Source organism: Bradyrhizobium tunisiense (assembly GCF_042263385.1).
Lineage (GTDB): Bacteria > Pseudomonadota > Alphaproteobacteria > Rhizobiales > Xanthobacteraceae > Bradyrhizobium > Bradyrhizobium tunisiense.
In genome coordinates, this window is the sequence record NZ_JBHLEV010000003.1 from 525,207 (window position 1) to 550,585 (window position 25,379).

Sequence of the window (25,379 nt, forward strand, 5' to 3'; positions counted from 1 at the left end):
GTCATGACCGACATGTTCGTATCGCTCGGTAGCTGGAACTGGCTGATCTTCGGCTTCATCCTGATGGCGCTGGAGGTGCTGGCGCCGGGCATATTCCTGTTCTGGCTCGGGCTCGCCGCGCTGCTGGTGGGGACGGTCTCGTTCGCCGTTGCCATGTCATGGCAGATCCAACTCGTGATGTTCGCGGTGTTCGCCGCTGCCGCCGTGCCGGTGTGGCGCCGCCTCGCCCGGCCGAAGCCGGATGCGAGCGCCAGCCCCTTCCTCAACAAGCGTACCGAGGCGCTGCTCGGGCGCGAGTTCACCCTGGAGAAGCCGATCATCGACGGCAGCGGCACCGTGCGCATCGGCGACACGGTGTGGCGTGTGGCCGGGCCCGATACGCCGGCGGGAACGCGGGTGAAGGTGGTGCAGGTGGATGGCGCAAATCTGACCGTGGCGGCTGCGTAGTCTCTTACCCTCCCCTGGAGGGGGAGGGTCGATCGCGCGTAGCGCGAGCGGGGTGGGGTGATCGCTCCACTCGGGCACTGTTGGATGTTGAGGCACCGCCACCCCCGCTACGTATTGCGCTTCGCTTCATGCGCAGCGACCCTCCCCCTCCAGGGGAGGGTAACAGAGCGCTACCTCTTCCATTTCTCCGCAAACCGGTGCAGCGGCATGAACGTCTCGCACAGTTCTCGCCCCAGCGGCGTCAGTCCATAACCTCCCGCCTCGCCGAGTTCCACGAATCCCGCTTCGCGCAACTCCGTCAGCCGCGCTTGCAGCACTGTCGGTGAGGCCTCGTCGCAGGCGGTGCGCAATGCGCGGGAGGTGAGGGACTCGCCACGCAATTCCCACAATATTCGCAGGCTCCAACGCCGGCCGAGCAGATCCAGCAGCGCCATGATCGGTCGTCCGGTGCGGGATCCCCGCGCCGGACGCGTCTTCGTGTGTGTCTGCTTCGACATCGTCGCCCCCCTTGCACATTGCTACAAATAATGTAGCATTCTGCTACTATAGTTGTAGCAATGGAGACGGCTCATGTCCCAATCCACGCAGCGCATCGCCCCGCTTACCCCGCCTTATCCCCCGGAGATCCAGGCGCAGTTCGATCGCATCATGCGCGGCGCGCCGCCGCTGATGCTGTTCCGGGTGATGGCGGGTCACGGCCGCGCCTGGGACAAGTTTCGTGCCGGTGGCCTGCTCGATCCCGGTCCACTGTCGCTCCGCCAGCGCGAGATCGTCATCGACCGCACCTGTGCGCTGAACAAATGCGAATATGAATGGGGCGTGCATGTCGCGATATTTGCCGGGGCGGCGAAGCTCAGCGAGGATGAAGTGCGTGCTACCGTGCAGGGTGATGCGACGTCGTCGTTCTGGTCACCGGGCGAGCAGGCGCTGATCGCGGCCGTAGATGCGCTGCATCACCGCGCGACGTTGGACGATGCTGAATTCGCCGCGCTATCCGCGCATTACGAGGAGGCGCAGATCCTGGAGATCATGTTGCTGTGCGGCTTCTATCGCACCGTGTCGTATCTGGCGAACGGGCTGTGGCTGCCGCTGGAGGAGAACGCGGCGCGGTTTCCGGTATAGGTCTCCCCCGTCATTGCGAGGATCGCCTTTCCCTCCTCGTCATTCCGGGGCACGCGAAGCGTGAACCCGGAATCCATCGTGCAGCGTCCACTGAGATAAATGGATTCCGGGCTCGCGCCCAAGCGGGCGCGCCCCGGAATGACGGCGGAGAGAAACGGGGCCCGCTTACGCCACGCCCGCCCGCAGCAGATCGTGCAGATGCACGATGCCCACCACCTTGCCCGCCTCGGTCACGACGAGCGTCGTGATCTTGCTTGTGTTCAGCACCTCGATCATCTCGGTGGCGAGCATCGAGGGCGGCACGGTTTTCGGCTGCTTCGTCATGATGTCGTCGACCGATGCCGTCAGCAGGTCGGGACGCATGTGGCGGCGCAAATCGCCGTCGGTGATGATGCCTGCGACCTCGTTGGCTTGGTTGACGATGCAGACGCAGCCGAGACCCTTGGCCGACATCTCGACCACGGCTTCCGACATCTTGGTGCCCATGGGCTTGAGCGGGATCTCGGCACCGGTGCGCATGTAGTCGCGGACGAATTTCAGCATCGCGCCCAGCTTGCCGCCGGGGTGGAAATGCGCGAACTCCAGCGCGGTGAAGCCGCGGCCTTCGAGCAGCGCGATCGCGATGGCGTCGCCGACCGCGACCTGCATCATGGTCGAGGTGGTCGGCGCCAGATTGTGCGGGCAGGCCTCGCGCGCCTTCGGCAGCTCGATCACGATGTCGGCGGCTTGTCCGAGCGAGGACGCTGCGTTCGACGTCACCGCGATCATGGGGATGGCGAAGCGCGCCGAATAGTTCACGACGTTCTTCATCTCCGGCTGCTCGCCGGACCAGGACAGCGCCATGATGACGTCGTCGGTGGTGATCATGCCGAGGTCGCCATGGCCGGCCTCGGCGGCGTGCACGAAGAAGGCGGGCGTGCCGGTCGAGGCCAGCGTCGCGGCGATCTTGCGCCCCATATGGCCTGATTTGCCGAGCCCGGTGACGATGACGCGGCCCTTGGCGTTGCGGATCAGGTCGACCGCTCTGGCAAACGTCTCGCCCAGCGGGCCGCGCAGGGCGGCTGCGAGCGCGTTGATGCCGCCGCTCTCCGTCTCCAGCGTGCGGAGCGCGGATTCGACGCTGTCGGGGATGTGGCCGGATGATGAGGTCATCAGCGGTTTCGAACTCGGCATGCTCTGGTCCAGGGAGGAGGGGGCGTTCGCCCCGGTCGGCGCCTCATTAGCACGCCGCAGCCCGCGAGGCGACGAGCCTGCCCGAAGCCTCAACCGGTCATTAACCATAATTGTTTTAACTCCATTAACGATGGTTCCCGCCAGCCGGTGGGGACGATCGTAAAAGTGTTTGATTTCGTTGGAGTTATTCCATCGTGGGGTCGTCTCCAGGCACCGGCCGGAGCAAACGCGTGCTCGTTCTGCGCGCGGCTTTGCCGTGTCTTGTCCCCTGTCTTGCGCTGACGACCCTCGGAAGCCTCCCCGCGGCCGCCCAGAGCCTCACGCCCGATCTGTTCAACCCCAACCGCGGCGGCTTCGCCTCGCCCGAGACGCTGCCGACGCGCCGCACGGCGGGCGTGCCGCAGGCGCCGTCGGATACGCTCCCCGCGCTGCCCGATCCCAATGCCGATCCGCGCAAGCGCCAGCAAACGCCGGCGACCTCGCGCATCGGTCAGGTCCCGACATATGGATTGCCCGCCGCGAGCGGCGCGAGCAGCTCCGGTTACGACGCCCTCAACCGCAAGCGGCAGCAACCCAAGCTCTATCCCGGGCAGCCGAAGCCGAAGCGCGCGGCCGGTCCCGGCTCGCCGGCGCCGACCACAGCGCCGCCGCCGTCCACGCTCGGCCTGCCGAAGATTGCACCGCCGCCATCTGCCTCCGCCAACAAGGCGCCGGTGCCGGCGGCGATGGCAGGCACCGTGCCCGGCCAGCCGCTGCGTCGCCGCCTCAAGGCAGATGACGATCCGTTTGGAGCCGTCGGCGATTATGCCGGCAGCTTTTTGATCAAGGGCGGACTCGAACTCTCCACCGGCTACGATACCAATCCGACGCGTCTCAACAGGCCGGTCGGATCGCCGGTCTACGTTGTCGCGCCCGATCTCCTGGTGACGTCCGACTGGGAACGCCACGCGCTGGTCGCCGACCTGCGCGGCTCGTTCTCCGGCTACACCAACAACATGCCGGCGACGATCAACGGTTTTGCCTCGCCTTCGCCGGTCGAGGCCAATCGTCCGGACTTCACCGGCCATGTCGACGGCCGGCTCGACGTCGACCGCGATCTCAAGCTGACCTCGCAGCTGCGCCTGCGCCTCGCCACCGACAATCCCGGCAGCCCGAACGTGCAGGCCGGCCTGCAGAAATATCCTGTTTACGCCGCCTACGGCACCACCGTCGGCTTCGACCAGACCTTCAACCGTTTCCAGGTCGCCGTCGGCGCCACCGTCGATCGCACCGCCTATACGGATTCGAAGCTCACCGACGGCTCGACTTTCAGCAATGACGACCGCAACTTCAACCAGTATGGCGGGATCGGGCGCTTCTCCTACGATCTCAAGCCCGGCCTGAAGCCGTTCGTCGAGGTCCAGGGCGACACCCGAATCCACGATCAGGCCGCCGACCGCAACGGCTATTTCCGCGATTCAAACGGCGGCTATGCCAAGGTCGGCTCGTCGTTCGAGTTTTCGCGCATCCTCACCGGTGAAATCTCGGTCGGCTATTCCGCGCGCAATTATACCGATCCGCGCCTCAGCCAGCTCGCAGGCTTCCTGACCACGGGCTCGCTGATCTGGAACGCGAGCGGCCTGACCACGGTGAAGTTCTTCACCGACACGCAGATCGCCGAGACGACCATCCCCGGCTCCTCCGGCGTGCTGGTGCGCACCTACTCCGCCGAAGTCGACCACGACTTCCGCCGCTGGCTGACCGCCGTCGGCAAGTTCACCTACGGCACGCTCGACTACCAGGGCCAGAACCGCAACGACAAGACCTACTCGTTCGAAAGCAACCTGATCTACAAGCTCAACCGCAACATCTGGGTCAAGGGCACGCTCCGGCATGACATCCTGGATTCGAGCGTCGCGGGGTCAAGCTCGCAGGGGACTGTGGTGATGCTCGGGGTGAGGCTGCAGAATTAGAGTCGCCTGCTGCCGAGCGCATTCAGCGCGATCACGATGCAAGGCGCCGCTCTTTCCGCTGTCATTCCGGGGCGCGCGAAGCGCGAGCTACGGTGCGCAATTGCGCACCTGAGAATCCATTTATCCACCGACCCTGAGGCTCGATGGATTCCGGACTCGCGCCAAGTGGCGCGCCCCGGAATGACCGCCTCTACCGCGGCAGATCCGTCTTCCCCATCAGGAACGTATCGATCGACCTTGCACACAGCCGGCCCTCGCGGATGGCCCAGACCACCAGCGATTGCCCACGCCGCATGTCGCCGGCGGAGAACACGTTCGGGCGCGAGGTCTGGTAGTCGAGCGTGTTGGCCTTGACGTTGCCGCGGGGGTCGAGCTCGACAGCGAGCTGCTTGAGCAGGCCTTCATGCACGGGATGCACGAAGCCCATGGCGAGCAGGACGAGCTCGGCCTCCAACTCGAACTCGGTGCCGGCAATCGGCTTGAACTTGTCGTCGACATGCACGCAGTGCAGCTTCTTGACCTGGCCGTTCTCGCCGGAGAACTTCTGGGTCAGCACGGCGTATTCGCGCACTGCGCCTTCGGCCTGGCTCGACGACGTCCGCATCTTCAGCGGCCAGTTCGGCCAGGTCAGGCCCTTGTTCTCGCGCTCGGGCGGGGCCGGCATGATCTCGAGCTGGGTCACCGAGAGCGCGCCTTGGCGCAGCGAGGTGCCGATGCAGTCGCTTCCGGTGTCGCCGCCGCCGATGACGACGACATGCTTGCCGCCGGCCAGGATCTCCTGGACGCCGCCGAGCGGCTCGCTGGAGACGCGGCGGTTCTGCTGCGGCAGGAAGTCCATGGCGTAGTGGATGCCTGATAGCTCGCGGCCGGGAATCGGCAGGTCGCGCGGGGCTTCCGCGCCGCCGGTCAGCGCCACGGCGTCGTACTCGTTGAGCATCTCGCGCGGATCGATGTTGCCGTCAGCGCCGACATGGCTGTTGTAGTGGAAGGTGACGCCTTCGCCTTCCATCTGCTTGACGCGGCGGTCGATGACGCCCTTCTCCATCTTGAAGTCGGGGATGCCGTAGCGCAGCAGGCCGCCGGCCTTGGCGAACTTCTCGAACAGATGCACGTCGTGGCCGGCGCGCGCGAGCTGCTGCGCACAGGCCATGCCGGCTGGGCCCGAGCCGATCACCGCGACCTTCTTGCCGGTCTTGACGGCTGCAACCTCCGGCTTGAGCCAGCCATTGTCCCAGGCGCGGTCGACGATTGCGCATTCGATGGTCTTGATGGTCACCGGGTTGTCGTCGATGTTGAGCGTGCAGGAGGCTTCACATGGTGCAGGACAAATGCGCCCCGTGAACTCCGGGAAATTGTTGGTCGAGTGCAGGTTGCGCGAGGCTTCTTCCCAGTCGCCCTGATAGACGAGGTCGTTCCAGTCGGGGATCTGGTTGTTGACCGGGCAGCCGGGCGTGCCGGGCGCGACCGAGCCGGTGCCGTGGCAATAGGGAATGCCGCAGTTCATGCAGCGCGCGGCCTGGTCGCGCACTTCCTTCTCGGTCAAGGGAACGACGAACTCGTTGTAATGCTTCACGCGCTCGGCGACCGGCGTGTACTTGCGGTCGTGCCGTTCGATTTCGAGAAAACCCGTGATCTTGCCCATTAAACCCGAAGTCCCTGCCGCTTGGTCGTTTTGATCTCTCACTCCTCATCCTGAGGAGCGGCGCGCTCTGCGCGCCGCGTCTCGAAGGATAGAGGCCCGGATGGTGACCTCATGGTTCGAGACGCGCTTCGCGCTCCTCACCATGAGGGCTTTATCTTACGCCCCGATCGCGATTTTCGGCTCGGCGTCCGCGTTGGCGGCCATTTCGCGCAGCGCGCGCCGGTACTCGACCGGCATCACCTTGCGGAATTTGGGCAGCCAGTCCTTCCAATTGGCAAGGATGTCGGCGGCGCGCTTGGAGCCGGTGGCTTTCGCATGGCGCGAGATCAGCACGTGCAGCCGCTCGACGTCGGAGGCGAGCAGGTTCTTGAACACGTCGACCCGGCCGTGCGCCTCGAGGTCACCGGAATGGTGATAGGTGCCGGCGTTGATCAGCTCTTCCGACAGCACCGGCTCGAGATCGACCATCGCCATGTTGCACAGCCTGTCGAAGTCGCCGGTCTCGTCGAGCACATAGGCGATGCCGCCGGACATGCCGGCCGCGAAGTTGCGCCCGGTCTTGCCGAGCACGACCACGATGCCGCCGGTCATGTATTCGCAGCAATGATCACCCGCGCCCTCGACCACCGCGACCGCGCCGGAATTGCGCACGGCAAAGCGCTCGCCGGCGATGCCGCGGAAATAGCACTCGCCCTCGATCGCACCGTACATCACGGTGTTGCCGACGATGATGCTCTCCTCCGGCACGATGGCGGAGTTCTTCGGCGGCTTGACGATGATCTTGCCGCCCGAGAGGCCCTTGCCGACATAGTCGTTGCCTTCGCCTTCGAGCTCGAAGGTGACGCCGTGGGCGAGCCACGCGCCGAAGGCCTGGCCCGCGGTGCCCTTGAGGCTGACATGGATGGTGTCGTGCGGCAGGCCGGCATGGCCGTAGATCTTGGCGACCGCGCCGGACAGCATCGCGCCCGCGGAGCGGTTGGTGCTGTTGATACTGGCCTCGATCTTCACCGGCGCACCGCGATCGAGCGCAGGCGTCGCCTTCTCGATCAGCGTGCGATCGAGCACCGCCTCCAGATGATGGTTCTGTCGCTCGGAGTGATAGATCTTCTGGCCCTTCTCTTCCTTCTGCTTGACGAACAGCTTCGAGAAGTCGAGGCCCTTGGCCTTCCAGTGCGCGACCAGCTTGGTCTGGTCGAGCAGCTGAACCTGGCCGACCATCTCGTTGAAGGTGCGGAAGCCGAGCGAGGCCATGATCTCGCGGACTTCCTCCGCGACGAAGAAGAAGTAGTTGATGACGTGCTCGGGCTGGCCCGTGAAGCGCTTGCGCAGGACGGGGTCCTGGGTCGCGACGCCGACCGGGCAGGTGTTGAGATGGCACTTGCGCATCATGATGCAGCCTGCCGCGATGAGCGGCGCCGTGGCGAAGCCGAACTCGTCGGCGCCCAAGAGCGCGCCGATCACGACGTCACGCCCGGTGCGGAAGCCGCCGTCGACCTGGACCACGATGCGGCTGCGCAGCCGCTCGCGCACCAGGGTCTGGTGGGTTTCGGCGAGGCCGATCTCCCAAGGACTGCCGGCATGCTTGATCGAGGTCAGGGGCGATGCACCCGTTCCGCCCTCGAAGCCCGCGATGGTAACGTGGTCGGCGCGCGCCTTGGCGACGCCCGCCGCCACCGTGCCGACGCCGATCTCGGAGACGAGCTTGACCGAGACGTCGCCGGTGGGGTTGACGTTCTTGAGGTCGTAGATGAGCTGCGCCAGATCCTCGATCGAGTAGATGTCGTGATGCGGCGGCGGCGAGATCAGGCCGACGCCCGGCGTCGAGTGCCGGACCTTTGCGATGGTCGCGTCAACCTTGTGGCCGGGCAGCTGGCCGCCTTCGCCGGGCTTGGCGCCCTGCGCCATCTTGATCTGCATCATGTCGGAGTTGACGAGATACTCCGTGGTGACGCCGAAGCGGCCGGAGGCGACCTGCTTGATCGCCGAGCGCATCGAATCGCCGTTCGGCATCGGCTTGAAGCGGTCGGCTTCCTCGCCACCCTCGCCGGTGTTCGACTTGCCGCCGATCCGGTTCATGGCGATCGCGAGCGTGGTGTGCGCCTCGCGCGAGATCGAGCCGAAGCTCATCGCTCCCGTCGCGAAACGCTTGACGATGTCCTTGGCCGGCTCGACCTGGTCGAGCGGGACGGGCTTGCGCTTCTCTTCGTCGGCGTTCTTGATCCGGAACAGGCCGCGCAGCGTCAGCAGGCGCTCGGACTGCTCGTTGAGGATTTTTGCGAAGGCGCGATAGCGCTCCTGCGAATTGCCGCGTGCGGCGTGCTGCAGCAGCGACACCGACTCGGCGGTCCAGGCATGGTCCTCGCCGCGGCTGCGATAGGCATATTCGCCGCCGACATCGAGCGCGCTCTTGTAGACCTGAGCATCGCCGAACGCGTCGGCATGGCGGCGCACGGCTTCTTCGGCGATCTCGCCAAGGCCGACGCCCTCGACGCGGGTGTGCGTGCCCGCGAAGAATTTTGCGACGAAGTCGGCCTTGAGGCCGACCGCGTCGAAGATCTGCGCGCCGCAATAGGACTGGTAGGTCGAGATGCCCATTTTGGACATCACCTTCAAGAGGCCCTTGCCGATCGACTTGATGTAGCGCTTGACGATCTCGTAGTCGTCGAGCGAGCCGGGCAGGCGGTCCTTCATCGCAATGATGGTCTCGAACGCCAGATACGGATTGATCGCTTCGGCGCCGTAGCCGGCCAGGCAAGCGAAGTGATGCACCTCGCGCGGTTCGCCGGACTCGACGACGAGGCCGACCGAGGTGCGCAGGCCGGTGCGGATCAGATGATGATGCACGGCGGCGCAGGCCAGCAGCGACGGGATCGGCACCCGGTCGGTGCCGACCATGCGATCGGACAGAATGATGATGTTGACGCCCTCGCGCACCGCGCTTTCCGCGCGCGCGCAGAGCTCGTCGAGCACCTGGTCCATGCCCGCCGCGCCGAGACCGGCGTGGAAGGTGGTGTCCAGCGTGCGCGACTTGAAGTGGGTGTCGGCCACGTCCGAGATCGAGCGGATCTTTTCCAGGTCCGCATCGGTCAGGATCGGCTGACGCGCTTCGAGACGCTTGGTGGTGGCAAGGCCCTGCAGGTCGAACAGGTTCGGCCGCGGTCCGATGATCGAGACGAGGCTCATCACCAGCTCCTCGCGGATCGGGTCGATCGGCGGATTGGTGACCTGCGCGAAGTTCTGCTTGAAGTAGGTGAACAGCGGCTTGGCCTTGTCCGACAGCGCCGAGATCGGCGTGTCGTTGCCCATCGAGCCCGCGGCTTCCTCGCCGGTGGACGCCATCGGCGTCATCAGGATCGAGATGTCTTCCTGGCTGTAGCCGAACGCCTGCTGGCGATCGAGCAGCGACAAATTCGAGCGCACGCCTGTCGTCGGGACCTTCGGCAGCTCTTCCAGCACGATCTGGGTCCGCTCCAGCCACTCCTTGTAGGGATGGCTCTTGGCGAGCTCGGCCTTGATCTCGTCGTCCGGAATCAGCCGGCCCTGCTCGAGGTCGACCAGCAGCATCTTGCCGGGCTGCAGGCGCCACTTGGTGATGATCTGGTCCTCGGGGATCGTCAGCACGCCCATCTCGGACGCCATCACGATGCGGTCGTCCTTGGTGACGAGATAGCGCGCCGGCCGCAGGCCGTTGCGGTCGAGCGTGGCGCCGATCTGGCGGCCGTCGGTGAAGGCGATCGCGGCGGGGCCGTCCCACGGCTCCATCAGCGCGGCATGATATTCGTAGAACGCGCGGCGCTTCTCATCCATCAGGGGATTGCCGGCCCACGCTTCCGGAATCATCATCATGACCGCGTGCGGCAGCGAGTAGCCGCCCTGCACCAGGAATTCGAGCGCGTTGTCGAAGCAGGCCGTGTCCGACTGTCCCTCATAAGAGATGGGCCAGAGCCGGTTGATGTCCTTGCCGTAGAGTTCGGAGCTCACCGAAGCCTGGCGCGCCGCCATCCAGTTGGTGTTGCCGCGCAGCGTGTTGATCTCGCCGTTATGCGCGATCATGCGGTAGGGATGCGCCAGCGACCAGGCCGGGAAGGTGTTGGTCGAGAAGCGCTGGTGAACCAGCGCGAGAGCGCTCTCGAAATCGGTCTCGTGCAGGTCGGGATAGTACTTGCCGAGCTGGTCGGCGAGGAACATGCCCTTGTAGATCACGGTGCGGCAAGACAGCGAGCAGGGATAATAGCCCGCAAGCCCACGGTCGCGGCGCTGATAGATCGCCTGGGAGATCGACTTGCGCAGGATGTAGAGCCGGCGCTCGAAATCGTCCTCGGTCTTGGCGGTGCCGTTGCGGCCGATGAACACCTGCATGCAGGCGGGCTCGGTCGGCTTCACGGTGACGCCGAGCGAGGAATTGTCGGTCGGCACGTCGCGCCAGCCGAGCAGGGTCAGGCCCTCCTCCTTGATCTGGTCGGCGATGATGCTCTTGATGACGTTGCGCCACGCGGTGTCGCGCGGCATGAACAGCGCGCCGATGGCGTATTCGCCGGGCGCCGGCAGCGTGAAGCCGAGCTCGCTCGCCTTGCGGCTGAAGAAGGCGTGCGGGATCTGCACCAGAATGCCGGCGCCGTCACCGGCGCGCGGATCGGCGCCGACGGCACCGCGATGCTCGAGGTTGCAGAGGATATTCAGAGCGTCAGCGACGATCTCGTGCGACTTCCGGCCCTTGATGTTGGCGATGAAGCCGACGCCGCAGGAATCCTTCTCCAGACTCGGATCGTACAGGCCTTCGGCCGGCGGGCGCGAATTGTGCTCCTGAATCGGATCGGTCATCGGATCGGTCGTTTTCGAGGCGACCGTCGCCGACAGCTCTTCTGCCACGATGTTTGCGCGCTCGAATTGCGACCCGTTCATTGTTCCAATCCTCTCCATGCGGCAAGCTGCCTCACCGCCATCTTCGGCGCACCTTGGGCGTTCCGCGGCACCCGCCTCTGGGTCACCGCTCGTCCGTTGCGAGCCGCATTTTCTTAAATTCAGGCCTAGGCGTTCTTCGTCCCCGAGAACGGCTTTGCCTGGTACCTCGCCGGCGCTCGAAAGTGCCAGTTTTCGCTGCAATCCCTGTGCCGGAACCGCAAGCAAAATTGAGACAGTCTTCCTGTCCTAAACATCACCTTGCCAAATTTTTGTCTATCACACAAGCGCGCGGAAGTCCCGATTCCCGATATGTCAATCAATCGCTTTCCGAATGTTGCGCGGCCCCGGTTTTGAAGCAAACGCGCCCCGATCCGGCCCTGCGGGCGCCGAAATCCCAAATGAAGCTTCGGATCGGCCCTTCGGAAGGCGCGCCACGCCGCAAGAAGCGAAAGAGCGCAAGTCATCCAGGGCCTGACAGGAGCGTGTCGACCATGAAGTTTTTCACAGGATGTGTGGCTGCTGCCACGCTGGTGCTGGCTGTAACCACTGCTCAGGCGCAGGTTCCGGCGAGCGGTATTGGGCGAGGGGCAGTGATACCCGTGTCCGATTTCGACGGACCTTACGGGCCGCCCGAGGTCGCACCGCCACCGCCGCCGCGTTACGGCTACGGGTATGGCTACGAGGAGCGCGGTCCGGCCCCGGAGTTGCTGCCGTCTACGGAGGTGTATGCAGTGTTGCGGGAAAACGGCTTCTCGCCGCTCGGCATCCCGCGCCTGCGCGGCAGCGTCTACACCATCGCGGTGATCGACCGCCGCGGCGACGACGGCCGGCTCGTGATCGACGCCCGCGACGGGCGGATCATCCGTTTCGTGCCGGCCGCTGACGCCTATGGCATGGCGCCCGGCTATGACGAGCGTGCGGTCGCGCCCTACGGCCCGCAAAGCGCGCTGCCGCCGCCGACCATGGTTCGCAGTGGCCCGCCGCGGCCGCCGGCCGCGATCCCGCATGTGGCGAGCCGGACCGTGCCGCTGCCCAAGGCTGCGCCGCGGCGCGCTGAGACGCCGGTCGCCGCCGCCAAGCCAGCTGAACCGGTGGCGCAGCAGGCTCAAGCGCCGCAGGCTCAACCGGTGCAGCAGACTGCCACCGCACAGGCGAAGCCGGTGGAGGCTGCACCGCAAGCCGTGGCATCGACGGTCGGACAGGCCAAGCCGGCACCGTCGATCCTGCCGACGCAGGACATGCCGGCCGCGCAGGGGCTGGATTAGCGCTGCGAGTTTGCCGCGACAGCGCTTGCTCCATCCTTGGTGTCGTCCCTGCGTTCGGGGATAGAGGCTGGCAAACAAAAGGCGCCTGAAATGTTCGGGCGCCTTTTGCATTGAGGCGATCGCCTCAGCTCCGCGGATACCCCGCCGCTTCCAGGATCAGGTTCGCCACCTCCTTCGGATGCGAGACCAGCGAGAGGTGGCCGGCATCGAGTTCGACCGTGGTGGCGTTCATGCGCTTCGCGAGGAAGCGTTCGAGATCCGGATTGATCGTGTAGTCGCTCTTCGACACCGCATACCAGCTCGGCTTCGAACGCCACGCCGCTTCCGTGGTGCGGCCGGCGAAGATCGAGGCCGCGGTCGGCCATTGCACGGCGTACAGCTCCTTGGCCTGCTCAGGCTTCACGCCATTGGCAAAGTACTTCAGAAAGGCGTCCTCCGAGAGCTTGGTGTAACCGTCTCGCTCGACGATGCCGGCGCGTACCGGGCCGGTCGGAAACTGCTTCGACAGGGCGACGAAATCCTCGTTCGCATCCGGAGCGCGGGCGGCGACATAGACCAGCCCGGTCACCTTCGGGTCGGTGCCGACCTGGCTGATCACGGTGCCGCCCCAGGAATGCGCGACCAGCACGGTCGGCCCGTCCTGCTCGGCCAGCGCGCGCTTGGTTGCATCGACGGAGTCCGCCAGCGACGACAGCGGATTCTGCACGGCCGTCACATGCAGGCCCGCGGCCTGGAGGATCGGGATCACCTCCGACCAGCTCGAGCCATCGGCCCAGGCGCCGTGCACCAGCACGACGTTGGTCGCCTTCACGGTCTGCGGTGTCTGGGCCTGAGCAAGGCTAAGGGGGGCCGTGAGCAGGCCCGCGGCGACGAAAAGGCTGCGCCAGAGTGTCATGATCGTTCTCCGTCTTGTTTCGGGTTCGATGCCCAAAAGACGGCGCGCGAGGCCGCGGCGTTACGCGCGTTCACCGCTCTGTGATGCGGCGCAAAAAACGCCCCGGGGCACCGGGGCGTTTTCGTAACCTGGGGGTGGCGTGCGCGGTTTACGCGGCGGCTTGCGCGGCCGAGTTCTCGATCACCTGCGCCTTTGGCGTGCCGGTGTTGATCGCGATCTGGCGCGGTTTCTTCGCCTCGGGAATCTCGCGGACGAGATCGACGTGAAGCAGGCCGTTCTCGAGCGAGGCGTCCTTCACCTGCACGAAGTCGGCGAGCTGGAAGGCGCGCTCGAAGGCACGCGCGGCGATGCCGCGGTAGATCACTTCGTTCTTGCTGTTCTCGTTGGCGACCTTCTCGCCCTTGATCGTCAGCGTGTTTTCCTTCGCGACGATGGAGAGCTCGTCCCTGGCGAAGCCCGAGACCGCAACGGTGATGCGGTAGGCGTTCTCGCCGGTACGCTCGATGTTGTAGGGGGGATAACCGGGGCTGCCGTCCGAACCGGCCTGGTCGAGCAGGCTGAAGAGGCGGTCGAAGCCGACGGTGGAACGATAGAACGGGGTGAGATCGTAGCTACGCATGGTCAAGTCCTCCATTGAGCGACTGTTGGTAACCCGCCCGCCAATCGGGCCGGGCTTTAGCCTGTGTGCAGCCTGATGTTCCGGTTCCGAAACACTGGTAGCGGCCTGCACGAAGGTGATATGGGTGGAACGAGACGGCGTTCAAGAGGGCGGCATTTGCACCTTTTCGGCGCTTTGGCCCCTTGATTCGCAGCACTTCGCGCCCAAGCACCTCCAATCATGACGCTGGTCTCGATCCCGTCCAATCCCGTTCCCGAAAACGTCGTCAGCGGCACCATCAAGACGCCCGATGGTGTCGAGCTTCGCTTTGCCCGCTGGGCGCCGCCGGCGGGCCGCAAGGGCACCGTCTGCGTCTTCACCGGGCGCAGCGAGCAGATCGAGAAATATTTCGAGACCGTGCGCGACCTGCGCGATCGCGGCTTTGCGGTGGCGATGATCGACTGGCGCGGGCAGGGCCACTCCTCGCGCCGCCTGCGCGACCCGCGCAAGGGCTATGTGCGCGATTTCTCCGATTTCGAGGTCGACGTCGAGGCCTTCGTGCAGCAGGTGGTGCTGCCGGATTGCCCGCCGCCGTTCTTCGCGTTGGCCCACTCCATGGGCGGCACGGTGATGCTGCGGGTGGCGCATGCCGGCAAGCGCTGGTTCGACCGCATGGTGCTGTCGGCACCGATGATCGACCTGCCCGGCCGCACCACCTCGCTTCCGGTGCGTGCGCTCCTCAAGACGATGCGCCTGCTCGGGCAGGGCGGCCGTTACGTCCCCGGCGGCAGCGACCGCCTCACCGGACTCGATCCCTTCATCAACAATCCCGTGACCAGCGATCCCGTGCGCTATGCACGCAATGCCGCGATCCTGGAGGAGGACCCGACGCTCGGGCTGGCGTCACCGACCGTGGCCTGGGCCGATACCGCCTTCCGCGCGATGCACACCTTCAAGCGCGTGAACTATCCCACGCAGATCCGCCAGCCGATCCTGATGCTGGCGGCCTCCAATGACGCCGTGGTCTCCACTGCGGCGATCGAGGAATTTGCCTATCACTTGCGCGCCGGCTCCCATCTCGTGATCGCAGGCGCCAAGCACGAGATCCTCCAGGAGCAGGATCGCTACCGCTCCCAGTTCTGGGCCGCCTTCGACGCCTTCGTGCCGGGCACGCCGCTGTTCAAGTGAGGAATTGAGCGCGAGATCGCGCTACAACGTCTTCAGATACTCGATCAAATCGTAGCGCTCGGCATCGTCCTTGAACATGCGGCCGATCACGCCGGGGCGTTTCGGCTCGCCGTCCTTGCGCTCGAAGGAATGGCCGAGCACGCTGTTGCCCTGGATCGGATCCTGCTCCGACCCCGCGGAGAACAGCGTTTCGCCCGTCTTGCACTTTTCGTCCGCGCTGACGGCAAAGCCGACGGTCACGGGATCATAGTCGCGGCGCCCCATGCAGAATTTCTGCGGGCGCTCGCTTGCCGGCTTCAGCAGCCAGTACAGCGAAGGCACCGAGCCGTTGTGCAGGTAGGGCGCGGTGGCCCAGATGCCGTTCAGCGGCCGCGCGCGATAGCGCGGATCAGGGGCTGGATTGAGACAGTTCTTGCGCGCCAGATTCCAAATCTTCCCCCGCTCCGCCTCCGGGATATTCTCGTCGTCCATCCATTTGCGGACGGCCAGGTCGACCACCGTCATGAGGCCTAGCGCATAGACCATCTCGTTGGGCCTTTTGCTCGCCGTTGGGACCTCGCATTGCCACCAGGTCTGGAGGTCGGCCGTATTCACCTTCAGGAAGCTCGGCACATCGACGATCCTGTTGCTCAAGACAAGCGACTGCTCGGGATCCGTGTTGATTTCCTTGAGCGGAATCGTGACGGCGTTCAGCACCTTGCTGTCGCCGCTCTGCTCCCAATGCGACGAGGACCAGAACGCCGGGGTGTTGATATCAGGCAAATGACATCCGGAGCACATCTCGGCGTAGATCTTGCGGCCATTCTCGACTTTCCTCTGATCGATCCTCCAGGCGTCGCCGAGGATCTGCGAGGGCCATTTCGGCGCCAGCAGGCCGCCGAACTTCGGGTCGGCCGACTTGAACGGATCAGGTCCCCTGAGCATGTCCTCGATCCAGCCGAGTGTCCTTACGTTGACCGAGGAGCGCCACAGCCGATCCGCCGGATAGGCGTCGGACAGGTTGAGCAGCGCGGTGACGCCGAGCGCTTCGCCCGCGTTGCGAATCAGCGGCTGCTCGATCGAGGCGTCGTATTGCGCGAACTTGAGCCACGGCACCGTCCAGATCGCGGGATAGCTGACCGGCGCGTCCTGGGCGTGCAGGTTCTTCTCGAAGCCCTTGACCCCGCTCAGCGCGAGATCCTGCGAGAAGACCTGGTTGCCGATGCGGTTGAGCGCGTCAAGGCGGCCGAACCCTTCCTCCGTGTCCTGCTGCTGCCGGCCGTTCCAGGTCTTCTTGCCTTCAATCGTCTTCTGCTGGGTTTGCGCCCAGTCGATCAGGAACGAGCCGATCGCGCTGAGCTTCTGCTTGAGTGCGGCGCGATCCGTCTTGCTGGCGTCGGGGCCGAGCACGCGGTCGGCAAAGCGCTGGAAGCGGAACGGGACGTACAGCGTGTAGGCGATCGAGAGGCCGGTGGAGAGTTCCAGCTTCTTCAGGTCGGTCATGGCCGGGCCGCCGTCGAAGCGAACATCCACGCCCTGGTAGTGGATTTGGCCGGTGTGGCAGGCCGCGCAGGTCAGCCCGATCATGTCGTCCTCGCGTCGGCCGGTCGCGGGATCGACGACGCCGGTCATCCGCGCGAAGCCGACCGGCAGGCCGTCGACGTTCTCCGCCGGCGTCCATCTGGTCGACCAATCCGGCACCTGCGTCGTCTCATAGACATTGGCGTAACCGAAGCGGCGCAGTGTCGTCGTGTCGGTGTGGATTGACTGCGGGCTCGGGATGAAGCCGAAGCTTTCGAGATAGGCGCTGTCCTTGATCAAGCCCGGCTTCGAGAACAGATGAAGCCGCGGCTGCTCCAGCGCCACGAACCATTCATAGGGCACCGGGAAGGTCGCGGTGCCCTGGCTGGCATGGTGGAACCAGTGCCGGTCCTTCAGCGACCAGTTCTGCTCGAGCCAGAAGGCGGCCTTGGTCTCCGGAACCGCAGGTAAGGGCGGCGGCAGAAGATTCACCAGGATGCCCTTCTGGGGCAGCATGGCGCGGACCTGGTTGGGGAATTCGGCGACGGCCACCAGGGCGACGAGGCCAAGGCCGATGACGAACGCTGTCAGCGCGACCGCCCAGCGAAAGCGGAGCTGACAATTCGACAGCAACGGCTGCGACAATATCCGCTGGTTGATGCGATCGGGCAGCTGGCGCTGTTCGAACAGCGTGCGCACGTCGGCCACGCTGAGATAACGCTCCTCGCCCGGCTTGCCCTTGCCGATGATCTTCAGAAGGATCGGCCATTCGAACTTCATCAGCAGCGGGTAGTACCAGCGCGCGGCGCTGCCGGCGCGCTTGATGTTATCCTGCATGAAGGTCTTGATTTCCGCGGCGTTGAGGCCGGGTTCGCTGCTGCCGGTGTTGGGGTCGGTGTAGGTCCGGCCGAAGCTTGCGAGCCGCGCGATCTCGCCCTCGTTGACCTTGCCGTCGACGCCGAGGATGCGCGAGCCGGCGCCGCGCTTGTCGAGCGGGCCGCCGCGCAGCGCGTCGAGTTGCGCCCCCGACCAGATGCTCTTCAGGATGTGCTTGATGCCGTTGGCGATCAGCGCAACGCCGCGGACCTGGATGCGGGCCGAGACCTTCTTCAGCCCGGTCTCGCCAGTCGCATTCGCGATGGTCTGCGACAGCGTGTTGAGCGGAACAGTCCCGCCGTCGACGAAACCTTCGCCGACGAGACCGCGCAGGAACGGGCAGGGATTATTCGGGGAGACCGGGATCGAGGGATCGAAGGGCGGCTTCGAAGTGGGATGATGCATGGCCCAAATCCTGAAAACAGCGAATCGAAATACGCAGGCGCGCTGTTAGAGCGCGGAAAGTCCTAACAAACCGACAGCAGGTTATACTACTTCAGCGTGCAGCGAAGTGTGGCCGAATTCACTGTCGTGTCAATAAAAGCTGGTCCGGATCGCCAAGGGATCGGACCACGATTGCCGAGAGCCGCGGCCGCCGTTCAGGACTCGGCGGCGCGTTTGACGCCGCTCTGCACCAGGGTCAGCTTGCCGAGCGGCACGCCGGCCTTGAGCAGCCCCTCGCGGTAATGGGCGATGTCCTCAGGCCGCTTCCAGTGGAAGTTACGCAAGTGTCTTTCGACATTCAGGGTTGGATAGTTCGCCATCAGCACGCCGACGGCCTCGCTCGCTTCGTCGCTCCGTCCCATCTGGGCCAATGCCGCGGCGCGGATCGCCAGCGCCTGCATGTGGTTCGGGTTGATGTAGAGCTGCTCGCGAGCCCATGACAGGGTCGCGTCATATTGGCGCAACAGGTAGTGACTGAAGGCGTTCAGCGCCGCCCATTGGTAGCGCGGGTCGCTGTTGTCACGTTGTGAAGCCATTGAAAACAGCTCGATCGCCTCGCGATGCTCGCCGATGACGAAATGGCAGATGCCGAGCACGCCGCGCGCGCCGTTGTCGTAGGGGTTGAGCGCGACCGCGCGCTTGGCGGCGTCCATCGCGGCCTCGTAATGGCCCTCCATCGCATGGGCCCAGGACAGGATCGAGAACGCGAAGGAGGAGCGCGGGTCGAGCCGGACGCTGGTCTCGGCGAGGCTCATCGCCTCGGCCCACATCTCCCGCGTGCCCTTGACCCAGCCGAATTGGATGCTCTGGATCTGGATCGTGCCGAGATAGGCGTGCGCGATCGACAGTTTGGGATCGAGCCGGATAGCCTCGCGGAAGAGGTCGACGGCGGTGGCCAGGTCTTCCTTGGTCTGCCGGTAGTAATGCGACAGGCCCTTGAGGAAGCGGTCCCAGGCGGTCACGTCGGTGCTGAGGCGCGCCGGCGCGGAGGCCTCGGCCCGGACGATCTCGGTGGCGATGGCGGCGGACAGGCTGGTGGTGATCTCGTCCTGCATCGCGAACAAGTCGCCGATGTCGCGGTCGTAGCGGCCGGTCCAGAGCTGCTCGCCGGTCTCCGGCGCGATCAGCTCGGCGGTGACGCGGATCTTGGCGCCTGCGCGCCGCACCGAGCCTTGGATCAGATAGGTGGCGTCGATCTCGCGCGCGATCAGGCGCGTGCTGGTGTTCTTGCCCTTGAAGGCGAAGGTCGAGTTGCGGCTCAGCACGCGATAGAAGGATTGCAGCGACAGCGCGTGGATCAGGTCCTCGGTCAGGCCGTCGGAGAAATATTCGTCCTGGGCGTCGCTGAGATTGGCGAAGGGCAGCACGCCGACGATCGCGGTGCGGTACTGTTGCGAGAGGGCGGATGCCTCCCTCGGCTCGGGGGCGAGAGCCGGCGCGCCCTCGGGCGTCCAGGTCCAGACCCCGACCGCATCCTTGATGTTCTTGAAGCGATGGTTGCCGGCATCGGTCAGCAGCGCGGTGAGATGCTTGCTCGCCTCGCGATAGGCCTTGGCCGAGATGGCGAAGCCGCCGGGACTCGCGACCGATTCCAGGCGGACGGCAATGTTGACATCGTCACCGAACACCTCGTCCTCGTCGGCAATGACGTCGCCCATGTGGATGCCGAGCCGGAACTGCATGGCGCGGTCGGCCGGCAGATGGTGGTTACGCTCCGCCATCAGGGTCTGCATCGCGATCGCGGCCTCGGTGGCACCGACGATCGAGGGGAACTCGAGCAGGAAGCCGTCGCCGGTGTTTTTGACGACGCGGCCGCCGTGATTGAGGATGATGGGGTGGATCGCGCTGCGATGAGCCTTGAAGGCGGCATGGGTGCCGGCTTCGTCGCTGCCCATCATGCGCGAATAGCCGGCGACATCGGCGCAGACGATGGCGGCCAGACGTCTTTCCATATCCTCGGAGCTCCAAGGGAGGGCGGACCGGCCACGGCATGGCAGTCGCCTCGAATCCCGCATTTCAAGAACCCTGCCTTTATAAAGCAGATGCGGCCGAGCGGAAGTGTGATCCGCGTTGCAAATTCGAGGTAAATCCTACGCGATCCCGGCGGTGGACGGGGACCGACGAACCGACTAAGCGGAATGGCGACCGCCCGGACGGCGGCAGGGACACCTCGCATGCTGGGCATTCACGAAATCTGGCTCTTCATCCTGTCGGGGGTGCTGCTCAACATCACGCCGGGGCCTGATTCCGTCTACGTCATCGGCCGCAGCATGCAGATGGGCTGGCGGGGCGGCGCCGCTGCGGCGCTCGGCATCAGCTGCGGCTGCTTTGTCCATGTCGCGGCCGCGGCGATCGGCCTTTCGGCGCTGCTGATGGCCTCATCGACGGCGTTCTCGATCCTCAAGCTCGTCGGTGCGGCCTATCTCGTCGTGACGGGGCTTCAAATGCTGTGGTCGCGCCCGGCGCTGGCTTCAAGCATCGACGAGCCGGTGCAAAGCTCGCTGCGGCGGGTCTTCCTCCAGGGCGTTTTCACCAATGCGCTCAATCCCAAGGTCGCGCTGTTCTTCCTCGCCTTCCTGCCGCAATTCGTCGCAGCCGATTCACCGCAGAAGCCGCTGGCCTTCCTGACGCTCGGCCTGATCTTCATCTCGACGGGTACGCTGTGGTGCCTGATCCTGGCGGCGTTCGCGGCCAGGGCCGCCCACAGCCTGCGGAGTTCCGAGGGCGCGATCGCCTGGGTCAACCGTGCGCTCGGCGGCCTCTTCATCTATCTCGGCATCCGCGTTGCCATGCTGGAGAGCCGCTAAGCATTCGAACGAATGAGGATACGGACGCGATCGACCCGAAAGAGGTCGTGCGGGGAGGTTTGAATGGTTCGAGGAAGCTGTCTGTGCGGCGCCGTGCGTTTCGAGATTGATCAGGTGCGCGCGCTGACGCACTGCCACTGCGCCAATTGCCGCAAGCTGACCGGTGCGGCCTTCGCGACCTACGCCCATGTCGATGCCGACAAATTTCGCTTCGTGACGGGCGAGGACGCGACGGTGGCTTACGAATCCGCGCCGGGGAGCTTCCGCTATCGCTGCAAGACCTGCGGTTGCCTGACGCCGGGCAAGGCGAGTTATCTTCCGACCGTCAGCATTCCCGCCGGCCTGCTCGACGACGATCCGCAAGTCAGGCCTCGCATGCACGTCTTCACCTCGTCGCGGGCGTCGTGGTGGGAGATCGAGGACGATCTGCCTCGATTCGAAAAATGGGTGCCGGGCTTTGAGCCGAAAGCGTAGGCTTCCTGGTGACCAGGCAGGGCCTGACCTAGCCGAATTCCTTCAGCAGCGCGCTGCCGGCAAGATAAAGGCCGAGCAAAATCATCGCGATCAGGAACCAGCGGCGAAACGCTTCCGCCGGCATCCGTGCCCGCACCGACTGGCCGACGTACATGCCGGCAAAGGCCATGGCCAGCCCGACGGTGCCCGGAACGATATTCGTCGGCGTCATCAATCCGACGGCGGTCAGGTTGAAGGCGAGCGCCAACGTCGCGGTCGTGAAGAACACGCCGAGCGCCTGCACTAGCTCGTCCTTCTCCATGCCGATCGCCTGCATGAACGGCATCGAGGGAATCACCTGCACCCCGGTTGAGGCCGAGATCACGCCGGTGACGACACCGACCACGCCGCCGACCCATTTCTCGTTCTGCGGAGCGACGCGAAACTGGAACTTGTTCAGACCGATCACGGCATAGACGATCAGCAGGGCGCCGAGCACGATCGTGCCGTAGCGCGCATGGGGGCCGGTCAGCGCCCCGGCATTGAGCCAGCATCCGACCACGGTGCCGATCATCAGTGGCCACAGCCGCCTCAGGATGTCGCGCAAATACGGGCCAACGAAAGTCTGCCAGATGTTGGTGATAATGGCCGGCACGATCACGATGGCGATCGCGCGGCTCGGGGCCATGCTCACCGCGAGCAGTCCCATGGACACCGTGGGCAGGCCGAGCCCGACCACGCCCTTGACGAATCCCGCAAGCAGGAAGACGGCGGCGATGAGGATGAGCAGCGGGTCGATCATTCCTGCACATTGACCGAAGCTGCGCGACGGCACAATCTGGAGCTTACGGAGAGTGCCTTCGGTTGGCACGAAGACTAGGACATGATCCGGACACGAAGGGCCGCGTTAGCGCAAGGTGCGCAGCGTTTTCCGAGAAGATCATGCTCCGCCAATGAAAGCACAGATCTGCCATGCGCTTCGACCTCGTCGACCTCCAGCTCTTCATCGCCGTGGCCGACCAGCGCAGCATCACCCGCGGCGCGGAGCGGTCGAACCTGGCGCTGGCCTCGGCCAGCGCGCGCATCAAGGGTCTGGAGGATGCGCTCGGCGTCACGCTGCTCAAGCGCGGGCGGCGCGGCGTCGAGTTGACCGCGGCCGGCGAGAGCCTGCTCGATCATGCCCGGCTCGTGATCCATCAGATCGACGCCATGCGCGGCGATCTTGCCGGCTTTGCCAGCGGCGTCCGCGCCAGCGTGCATTTCCTCGCCAACACGTCGGGCCTGTCGGAGCATCTGCCGAAAGCACTGGCCGGCTTCCTGCGCGAGCATCGCGACGTCGCCATCGACATTGAGGAGCGCGAGAGCACCGACATCGCGGCGGCGATCACCGGCGGTGCGGCCGATCTGGGCTTTGCCGCAGAGCACGCGCTGCCCGAACACATCGAGCGTTTCGCGTTCAGTGAGGATCGTCTGACGCTGGTGACCTCACGTCGCGGCCCGTTCGCCGGCCGCCGCCAGATTGACTTTCAGGAGGCGGGAGCCTGCGACTTCGTCGGCCTGACCAGTGCCACCGCGCTTCAGATGCACATCGCCAAGCACGCGGCCCGGCTCGGCATGCGTCCGCATTTCCGGGCGCGCCTGCGCGATTTCGACGCGATCTGCCAGATGGTCGCTGCCGACGTCGGCGTTGCCCTCGTGCCCGAAGCCGCCGCCCGCCGCTGCGCCAAGACGATGCCGCTCGCCATGGTCCGGCTACGCGACGCCTTCGCCAACCGAAAGCTCGTCATCTGCGCCCGCAGCTTCAAGGCGCTGCCGCGGCCCGCCAAGATGCTGGTGGAGCATCTGCGGGCGGCGAAGGTGTGAGCAGTGCCATTGCGATCGAGGAGCCGCGTCCTGACGGACCGCGGCTAGTGCGTGTTCGATTTGTGCCATTTCTCCAGGTCGATCGGTGGCCGCTTCGGATCGATCTGGTCTTTCTCCGGATTGCCCTGCCAGGGCTTGTCGGTCTGCCGGTGACTCGGCAAGTCGTTCTGCTGTCGTGGATCGTCGAGCGGCGTCTCTCTCGGATCGTTTTCAACTGCCTTCGGCATATGTTCACCTTTCGGAACTGCAGGATGTGTTGCGCGGCGCGCTGGGCATGCTGACCAACCCGGGTCAAAATGGGTCGTTCCGTCGCGCGCTCTCATTCACCTGCCACTGCGGCGATCGGTCCAGGAACAGTCCCAGCCGCATGTCATTGCTCCTCTTTGGCAAAACCGAGCCAGGGAGCAAGCCATGTCGAAGATGCCGCCCGTACCTGCAGAGCAGCGCAGCAACAAAGGCCCCGGTTCAGATCCAGCGGTTGAGGTCGAAGAGAAGGTCCCCGGCCGTGAGAATTTCGACACCCAGGGCCATCACGGTAACATCAAGCAGAACACCACCAATCAGGGCCATCGGCAGGATCGATGATGGCCGACTGGAATAGGTGCAATGCGGGTTCGATGATCGTTCTCGTGCTGGTCGCCGCCCTGGCAAGCGCGCCCGTCAGTCAAGCGACAGCACAGGGCGGCGGAGGCTCGGGTGGAGGTGCGGGCAGTGCCGGCACCTCGTCGGGGACGACGACGGCTCCCGGAACCAACGCCGCCGGAACGGCCCAATCGGGCGGTGGCGCCGGCCCGCGAGGGTCCACGACAGTTGGCCGGCCCGGCAATCCGGCGGGTGGCGCCAACGTCGGTCGGATCGACGGGACGGTCACGCCGGGTCCCTCGCTGCAAGGCGATGACCAGATCCGCTCGGAGACTTCGGGGAGCTCAGAGGCTGATCGGAAGATCAAGAGCATCTGCAAAGGGTGCTGACGGATGATCGGGACGCCGGCTTGTCCGGCCCCCCGTCGAGATCCGCGTCATCGTGCGGTTCGGGGTCGGCAGCGCAAGGCTTGATGTTCAATTCGTCCTCGAACACGGTCTGGTCGTGACTATGTTCGACCAGACGGCCCGATCCGCCTTCTGCGACGTTGCGATCGGAAGCAGGATGCCCGAACAGGCTCCCGACCTGAGAAATTTCCCGTCGTTTACCTCGGCATCCGGCGGCCGTGGCGTGCTGCGGCTTGTGCTCGAGCGAAGCAGCCTGCGTGAGATCGTCATGCAAGCCGCCCGCTCGCGATTGTCATTGATTGAGCAGCTTCAGTGCTTCTTCGTGGACCCTGGCGTCGCCGGCCGCGATGATACGGCCGCCGCCCTGGGCCGGCTTGCCCTCCCAGGTGGTGACGACGCCGCCGGCGCCGGTCACGATCGGGATCAGCGCCGCGATGTCGTAAGGCTTCAGCTCGGTCTCGACCACGAGGTCGACGTGACCTGCGGCCAGCATGCAATAGGAGTAGCAGTCGCCGCCATAGCGCGACAGCCGCGCGTCCTGCTCGATGCGGCCGAAGATGGCGCGGTCGCGCTCGTTCATCAGCAGGGGGCTGGTGGTGTAGGTCGTGGCTTCCGAAAGCCTGGCGCAGCGGCGGACCTGGAGCCGGCGCTCGCCGGAGGGCCCCTTGTAATTGGCCGAGCCGTTGTCGCCGGAGAAGCGCTCCCCGATGAAGGGCTGGTGCATCATGCCGAACACCGGCGCGCCCTTGTGCAGCAGTGCGATCAGCGTGCCCCAGATCGGAAACCCGCCGATGAAGGATTTGGTGCCGTCGATGGGGTCGAGCACCCAGACATAGTCGGCGTCCTCGCGCTCGTTGCCGAATTCCTCCCCGACGATACCGTGCTGGGGGAAGTTGGCCTTGATCAGCCGCCGCATCACCGCCTCCGCAGCGCGGTCGGCCTCCGTCACGGGATCGAAATCCCTGGTCTTGCTTTTGTCGTCGATCGACAGCGAGGTGCGGAAGAACGGCAGGATGGTTTCGCCGGAGGCGGTGGCAAGCCGTCCGATGAAGGCGGAGAAGTCGATCACCGTCACAGGCCGAATCCTCGAAAGCGAAAGTTGGACGAAGCTCGCCTCCTGCCTAGCCCAATTCGGCAGGATCTTGCAGCGCTGTCTTGGTTTGCTCCCTGGTATTTTGAATACCGCGACCGGCTGCCATATCTCAGGCATCTCTTGGCCAAATATCGATCACGACGTTGAAAACTTAGTTCCGACTATGCCTT

General features: G+C 65.2%; 21 protein-coding genes. 9 read left to right on the top strand and 12 right to left on the bottom strand.

Translation table 11 applies throughout. The features are described from left to right. Positions 1 to 3: 3 nt before the first annotated feature. The gene (locus tag ACFDR6_RS15770; RefSeq protein WP_212079968.1) at positions 4 to 447 is read left to right on the top strand and encodes an NfeD family protein; all 444 of its coding nucleotides are present in this window, start codon (positions 4 to 6) and stop codon (positions 445 to 447) included. 170 nt (positions 448 to 617) lie between these two features. Here the strand turns inward: ACFDR6_RS15770 and ACFDR6_RS15775 are convergent, their stop codons facing one another. After that, on the bottom strand, positions 618 to 944 hold the full coding sequence (locus ACFDR6_RS15775; RefSeq protein ID WP_212079969.1) for a winged helix-turn-helix transcriptional regulator: 327 nt from the start codon (positions 942 to 944) through the stop codon (positions 618 to 620). Between the two features lie 73 nt (positions 945 to 1,017). Here ACFDR6_RS15775 and ACFDR6_RS15780 point away from each other — a divergent pair, with 73 nt between their 5' ends. After that, positions 1,018 to 1,569, top strand: coding sequence for a carboxymuconolactone decarboxylase family protein (locus ACFDR6_RS15780; protein ID WP_375858810.1), 552 nt, complete (start codon positions 1,018 to 1,020; stop codon positions 1,567 to 1,569). 165 nt (positions 1,570 to 1,734) lie between these two features. Here the strand turns inward: ACFDR6_RS15780 and ACFDR6_RS15785 are convergent, their stop codons facing one another. Next, the gene (locus ACFDR6_RS15785) at positions 1,735 to 2,742 is read right to left on the bottom strand and encodes a KpsF/GutQ family sugar-phosphate isomerase (protein WP_212079973.1); all 1,008 of its coding nucleotides are present in this window, start codon (positions 2,740 to 2,742) and stop codon (positions 1,735 to 1,737) included. 194 nt (positions 2,743 to 2,936) lie between these two features. Here ACFDR6_RS15785 and ACFDR6_RS15790 point away from each other — a divergent pair, with 194 nt between their 5' ends. Further along, positions 2,937 to 4,694, top strand: a complete 1,758-nt coding sequence (locus tag ACFDR6_RS15790; protein WP_375858811.1) for an outer membrane beta-barrel protein — start codon at positions 2,937 to 2,939, stop codon at positions 4,692 to 4,694. Positions 4,695 to 4,884: 190 nt separating this feature from the next. Here ACFDR6_RS15790 and ACFDR6_RS15795 read toward each other — a convergent pair whose 3' ends face one another. Beyond that, the gene (locus tag ACFDR6_RS15795; protein ID WP_375858812.1) at positions 4,885 to 6,336 is read right to left on the bottom strand and encodes a glutamate synthase subunit beta; all 1,452 of its coding nucleotides are present in this window, start codon (positions 6,334 to 6,336) and stop codon (positions 4,885 to 4,887) included. Between the two features lie 156 nt (positions 6,337 to 6,492). After that, the gene (gltB, locus tag ACFDR6_RS15800; protein WP_212079980.1) at positions 6,493 to 11,238 is read right to left on the bottom strand and encodes a glutamate synthase large subunit; all 4,746 of its coding nucleotides are present in this window, start codon (positions 11,236 to 11,238) and stop codon (positions 6,493 to 6,495) included. A gap of 491 nt (positions 11,239 to 11,729) precedes the next feature. Between gltB and ACFDR6_RS15805 the strand changes: the two genes are divergently transcribed. Beyond that, a complete protein-coding gene (locus tag ACFDR6_RS15805) occupies positions 11,730 to 12,503 on the top strand; it encodes a hypothetical protein (protein WP_375858813.1) in 774 nt (257 codons plus the stop codon). A gap of 124 nt (positions 12,504 to 12,627) precedes the next feature. On the opposite strand, the gene ACFDR6_RS15810 is transcribed toward ACFDR6_RS15805, so the two are convergent. Both ACFDR6_RS15810 and ACFDR6_RS15815 read right to left on the bottom strand, forming a co-directional pair. Beyond that, positions 12,628 to 13,398 (bottom strand): alpha/beta fold hydrolase, encoded by a 771-nt coding sequence (locus ACFDR6_RS15810; RefSeq protein WP_375858814.1) that lies wholly within the window; start codon positions 13,396 to 13,398, stop codon positions 12,628 to 12,630. A gap of 148 nt (positions 13,399 to 13,546) precedes the next feature. Continuing rightward, positions 13,547 to 14,017, bottom strand: coding sequence for an Hsp20 family protein (locus ACFDR6_RS15815; RefSeq protein ID WP_212079985.1), 471 nt, complete (start codon positions 14,015 to 14,017; stop codon positions 13,547 to 13,549). A 219-nt stretch (positions 14,018 to 14,236) separates the two neighbouring features. Here ACFDR6_RS15815 and ACFDR6_RS15820 point away from each other — a divergent pair, with 219 nt between their 5' ends. Further along, a complete protein-coding gene (locus tag ACFDR6_RS15820; RefSeq protein WP_375858815.1) occupies positions 14,237 to 15,184 on the top strand; it encodes an alpha/beta fold hydrolase in 948 nt (315 codons plus the stop codon). Between the two features lie 21 nt (positions 15,185 to 15,205). Here ACFDR6_RS15820 and ACFDR6_RS15825 read toward each other — a convergent pair whose 3' ends face one another. Both ACFDR6_RS15825 and ACFDR6_RS15830 read right to left on the bottom strand, forming a co-directional pair. Beyond that, positions 15,206 to 17,965 carry a di-heme-cytochrome C peroxidase gene (locus ACFDR6_RS15825; RefSeq protein WP_375858816.1) on the bottom strand — a complete coding sequence of 920 codons (2,760 nt, stop codon included), beginning with the start codon at positions 17,963 to 17,965 and terminating at the stop codon, positions 15,206 to 15,208. A gap of 194 nt (positions 17,966 to 18,159) precedes the next feature. Further along, positions 18,160 to 19,956 (bottom strand): adenylate/guanylate cyclase domain-containing protein, encoded by a 1,797-nt coding sequence (locus ACFDR6_RS15830; protein ID WP_375858817.1) that lies wholly within the window; start codon positions 19,954 to 19,956, stop codon positions 18,160 to 18,162. Positions 19,957 to 20,178: 222 nt separating this feature from the next. Here ACFDR6_RS15830 and ACFDR6_RS15835 point away from each other — a divergent pair, with 222 nt between their 5' ends. Both ACFDR6_RS15835 and ACFDR6_RS15840 read left to right on the top strand, forming a co-directional pair. Continuing rightward, positions 20,179 to 20,811, top strand: a complete 633-nt coding sequence (locus ACFDR6_RS15835; RefSeq protein WP_317242251.1) for a LysE family translocator — start codon at positions 20,179 to 20,181, stop codon at positions 20,809 to 20,811. A 63-nt stretch (positions 20,812 to 20,874) separates the two neighbouring features. Continuing rightward, the gene (locus ACFDR6_RS15840) at positions 20,875 to 21,285 is read left to right on the top strand and encodes a GFA family protein (protein WP_212079994.1); all 411 of its coding nucleotides are present in this window, start codon (positions 20,875 to 20,877) and stop codon (positions 21,283 to 21,285) included. 28 nt (positions 21,286 to 21,313) lie between these two features. Here the strand turns inward: ACFDR6_RS15840 and ACFDR6_RS15845 are convergent, their stop codons facing one another. Then, positions 21,314 to 22,066 (bottom strand): sulfite exporter TauE/SafE family protein, encoded by a 753-nt coding sequence (locus ACFDR6_RS15845; protein WP_375858818.1) that lies wholly within the window; start codon positions 22,064 to 22,066, stop codon positions 21,314 to 21,316. A 170-nt stretch (positions 22,067 to 22,236) separates the two neighbouring features. Between ACFDR6_RS15845 and ACFDR6_RS15850 the strand changes: the two genes are divergently transcribed. After that, complete coding sequence (locus tag ACFDR6_RS15850) at positions 22,237 to 23,127, top strand: LysR substrate-binding domain-containing protein (RefSeq protein ID WP_212079996.1); 891 nt, start codon at positions 22,237 to 22,239, stop codon at positions 23,125 to 23,127. Positions 23,128 to 23,171: 44 nt separating this feature from the next. Here the strand turns inward: ACFDR6_RS15850 and ACFDR6_RS15855 are convergent, their stop codons facing one another. Next, entirely contained in the window at positions 23,172 to 23,354 is a 183-nt protein-coding gene (locus ACFDR6_RS15855) for a hypothetical protein (protein ID WP_375858819.1), read from the bottom strand. A 184-nt stretch (positions 23,355 to 23,538) separates the two neighbouring features. Here ACFDR6_RS15855 and ACFDR6_RS15860 point away from each other — a divergent pair, with 184 nt between their 5' ends. Continuing rightward, positions 23,539 to 23,712, top strand: coding sequence for a hypothetical protein (locus tag ACFDR6_RS15860; RefSeq protein WP_212079998.1), 174 nt, complete (start codon positions 23,539 to 23,541; stop codon positions 23,710 to 23,712). A gap of 360 nt (positions 23,713 to 24,072) precedes the next feature. On the opposite strand, the gene ACFDR6_RS15865 is transcribed toward ACFDR6_RS15860, so the two are convergent. Together ACFDR6_RS15865 and hisN are read right to left on the bottom strand one after the other, a co-directional pair. Beyond that, positions 24,073 to 24,390, bottom strand: coding sequence for a hypothetical protein (locus ACFDR6_RS15865; RefSeq protein WP_375858820.1), 318 nt, complete (start codon positions 24,388 to 24,390; stop codon positions 24,073 to 24,075). Between the two features lie 18 nt (positions 24,391 to 24,408). Then, positions 24,409 to 25,191 carry a histidinol-phosphatase gene (gene hisN / locus ACFDR6_RS15870; RefSeq protein WP_212080003.1) on the bottom strand — a complete coding sequence of 261 codons (783 nt, stop codon included), beginning with the start codon at positions 25,189 to 25,191 and terminating at the stop codon, positions 24,409 to 24,411. Positions 25,192 to 25,379: the final 188 nt, after the last annotated feature.

Coding starts and splice junctions, on each gene's coding strand:
- ACFDR6_RS15770 (WP_212079968.1), top strand. CDS start 4: ATGACCGACATGTTCGTATCGCTCGGTAGCTGGAACTGGCTGATCTTC.
- ACFDR6_RS15775 (WP_212079969.1), bottom strand. CDS start 944: ATGTCGAAGCAGACACACACGAAGACGCGTCCGGCGCGGGGATCCCGC.
- ACFDR6_RS15780 (WP_375858810.1), top strand. CDS start 1,018: ATGTCCCAATCCACGCAGCGCATCGCCCCGCTTACCCCGCCTTATCCC.
- ACFDR6_RS15785 (WP_212079973.1), bottom strand. CDS start 2,742: ATGCCGAGTTCGAAACCGCTGATGACCTCATCATCCGGCCACATCCCC.
- ACFDR6_RS15795 (WP_375858812.1), bottom strand. CDS start 6,336: ATGGGCAAGATCACGGGTTTTCTCGAAATCGAACGGCACGACCGCAAG.
- gltB (WP_212079980.1), bottom strand. CDS start 11,238: ATGAACGGGTCGCAATTCGAGCGCGCAAACATCGTGGCAGAAGAGCTG.
- ACFDR6_RS15805 (WP_375858813.1), top strand. CDS start 11,730: ATGAAGTTTTTCACAGGATGTGTGGCTGCTGCCACGCTGGTGCTGGCT.
- ACFDR6_RS15810 (WP_375858814.1), bottom strand. CDS start 13,398: ATGACACTCTGGCGCAGCCTTTTCGTCGCCGCGGGCCTGCTCACGGCC.
- ACFDR6_RS15815 (WP_212079985.1), bottom strand. CDS start 14,017: ATGCGTAGCTACGATCTCACCCCGTTCTATCGTTCCACCGTCGGCTTC.
- ACFDR6_RS15820 (WP_375858815.1), top strand. CDS start 14,237: ATGACGCTGGTCTCGATCCCGTCCAATCCCGTTCCCGAAAACGTCGTC.
- ACFDR6_RS15825 (WP_375858816.1), bottom strand. CDS start 17,965: ATGCATCATCCCACTTCGAAGCCGCCCTTCGATCCCTCGATCCCGGTC.
- ACFDR6_RS15830 (WP_375858817.1), bottom strand. CDS start 19,956: ATGGAAAGACGTCTGGCCGCCATCGTCTGCGCCGATGTCGCCGGCTAT.
- ACFDR6_RS15835 (WP_317242251.1), top strand. CDS start 20,179: ATGCTGGGCATTCACGAAATCTGGCTCTTCATCCTGTCGGGGGTGCTG.
- ACFDR6_RS15840 (WP_212079994.1), top strand. CDS start 20,875: ATGGTTCGAGGAAGCTGTCTGTGCGGCGCCGTGCGTTTCGAGATTGAT.
- ACFDR6_RS15845 (WP_375858818.1), bottom strand. CDS start 22,066: ATGATCGACCCGCTGCTCATCCTCATCGCCGCCGTCTTCCTGCTTGCG.
- ACFDR6_RS15850 (WP_212079996.1), top strand. CDS start 22,237: ATGCGCTTCGACCTCGTCGACCTCCAGCTCTTCATCGCCGTGGCCGAC.
- ACFDR6_RS15855 (WP_375858819.1), bottom strand. CDS start 23,354: ATGCCGAAGGCAGTTGAAAACGATCCGAGAGAGACGCCGCTCGACGAT.
- ACFDR6_RS15860 (WP_212079998.1), top strand. CDS start 23,539: ATGTCGAAGATGCCGCCCGTACCTGCAGAGCAGCGCAGCAACAAAGGC.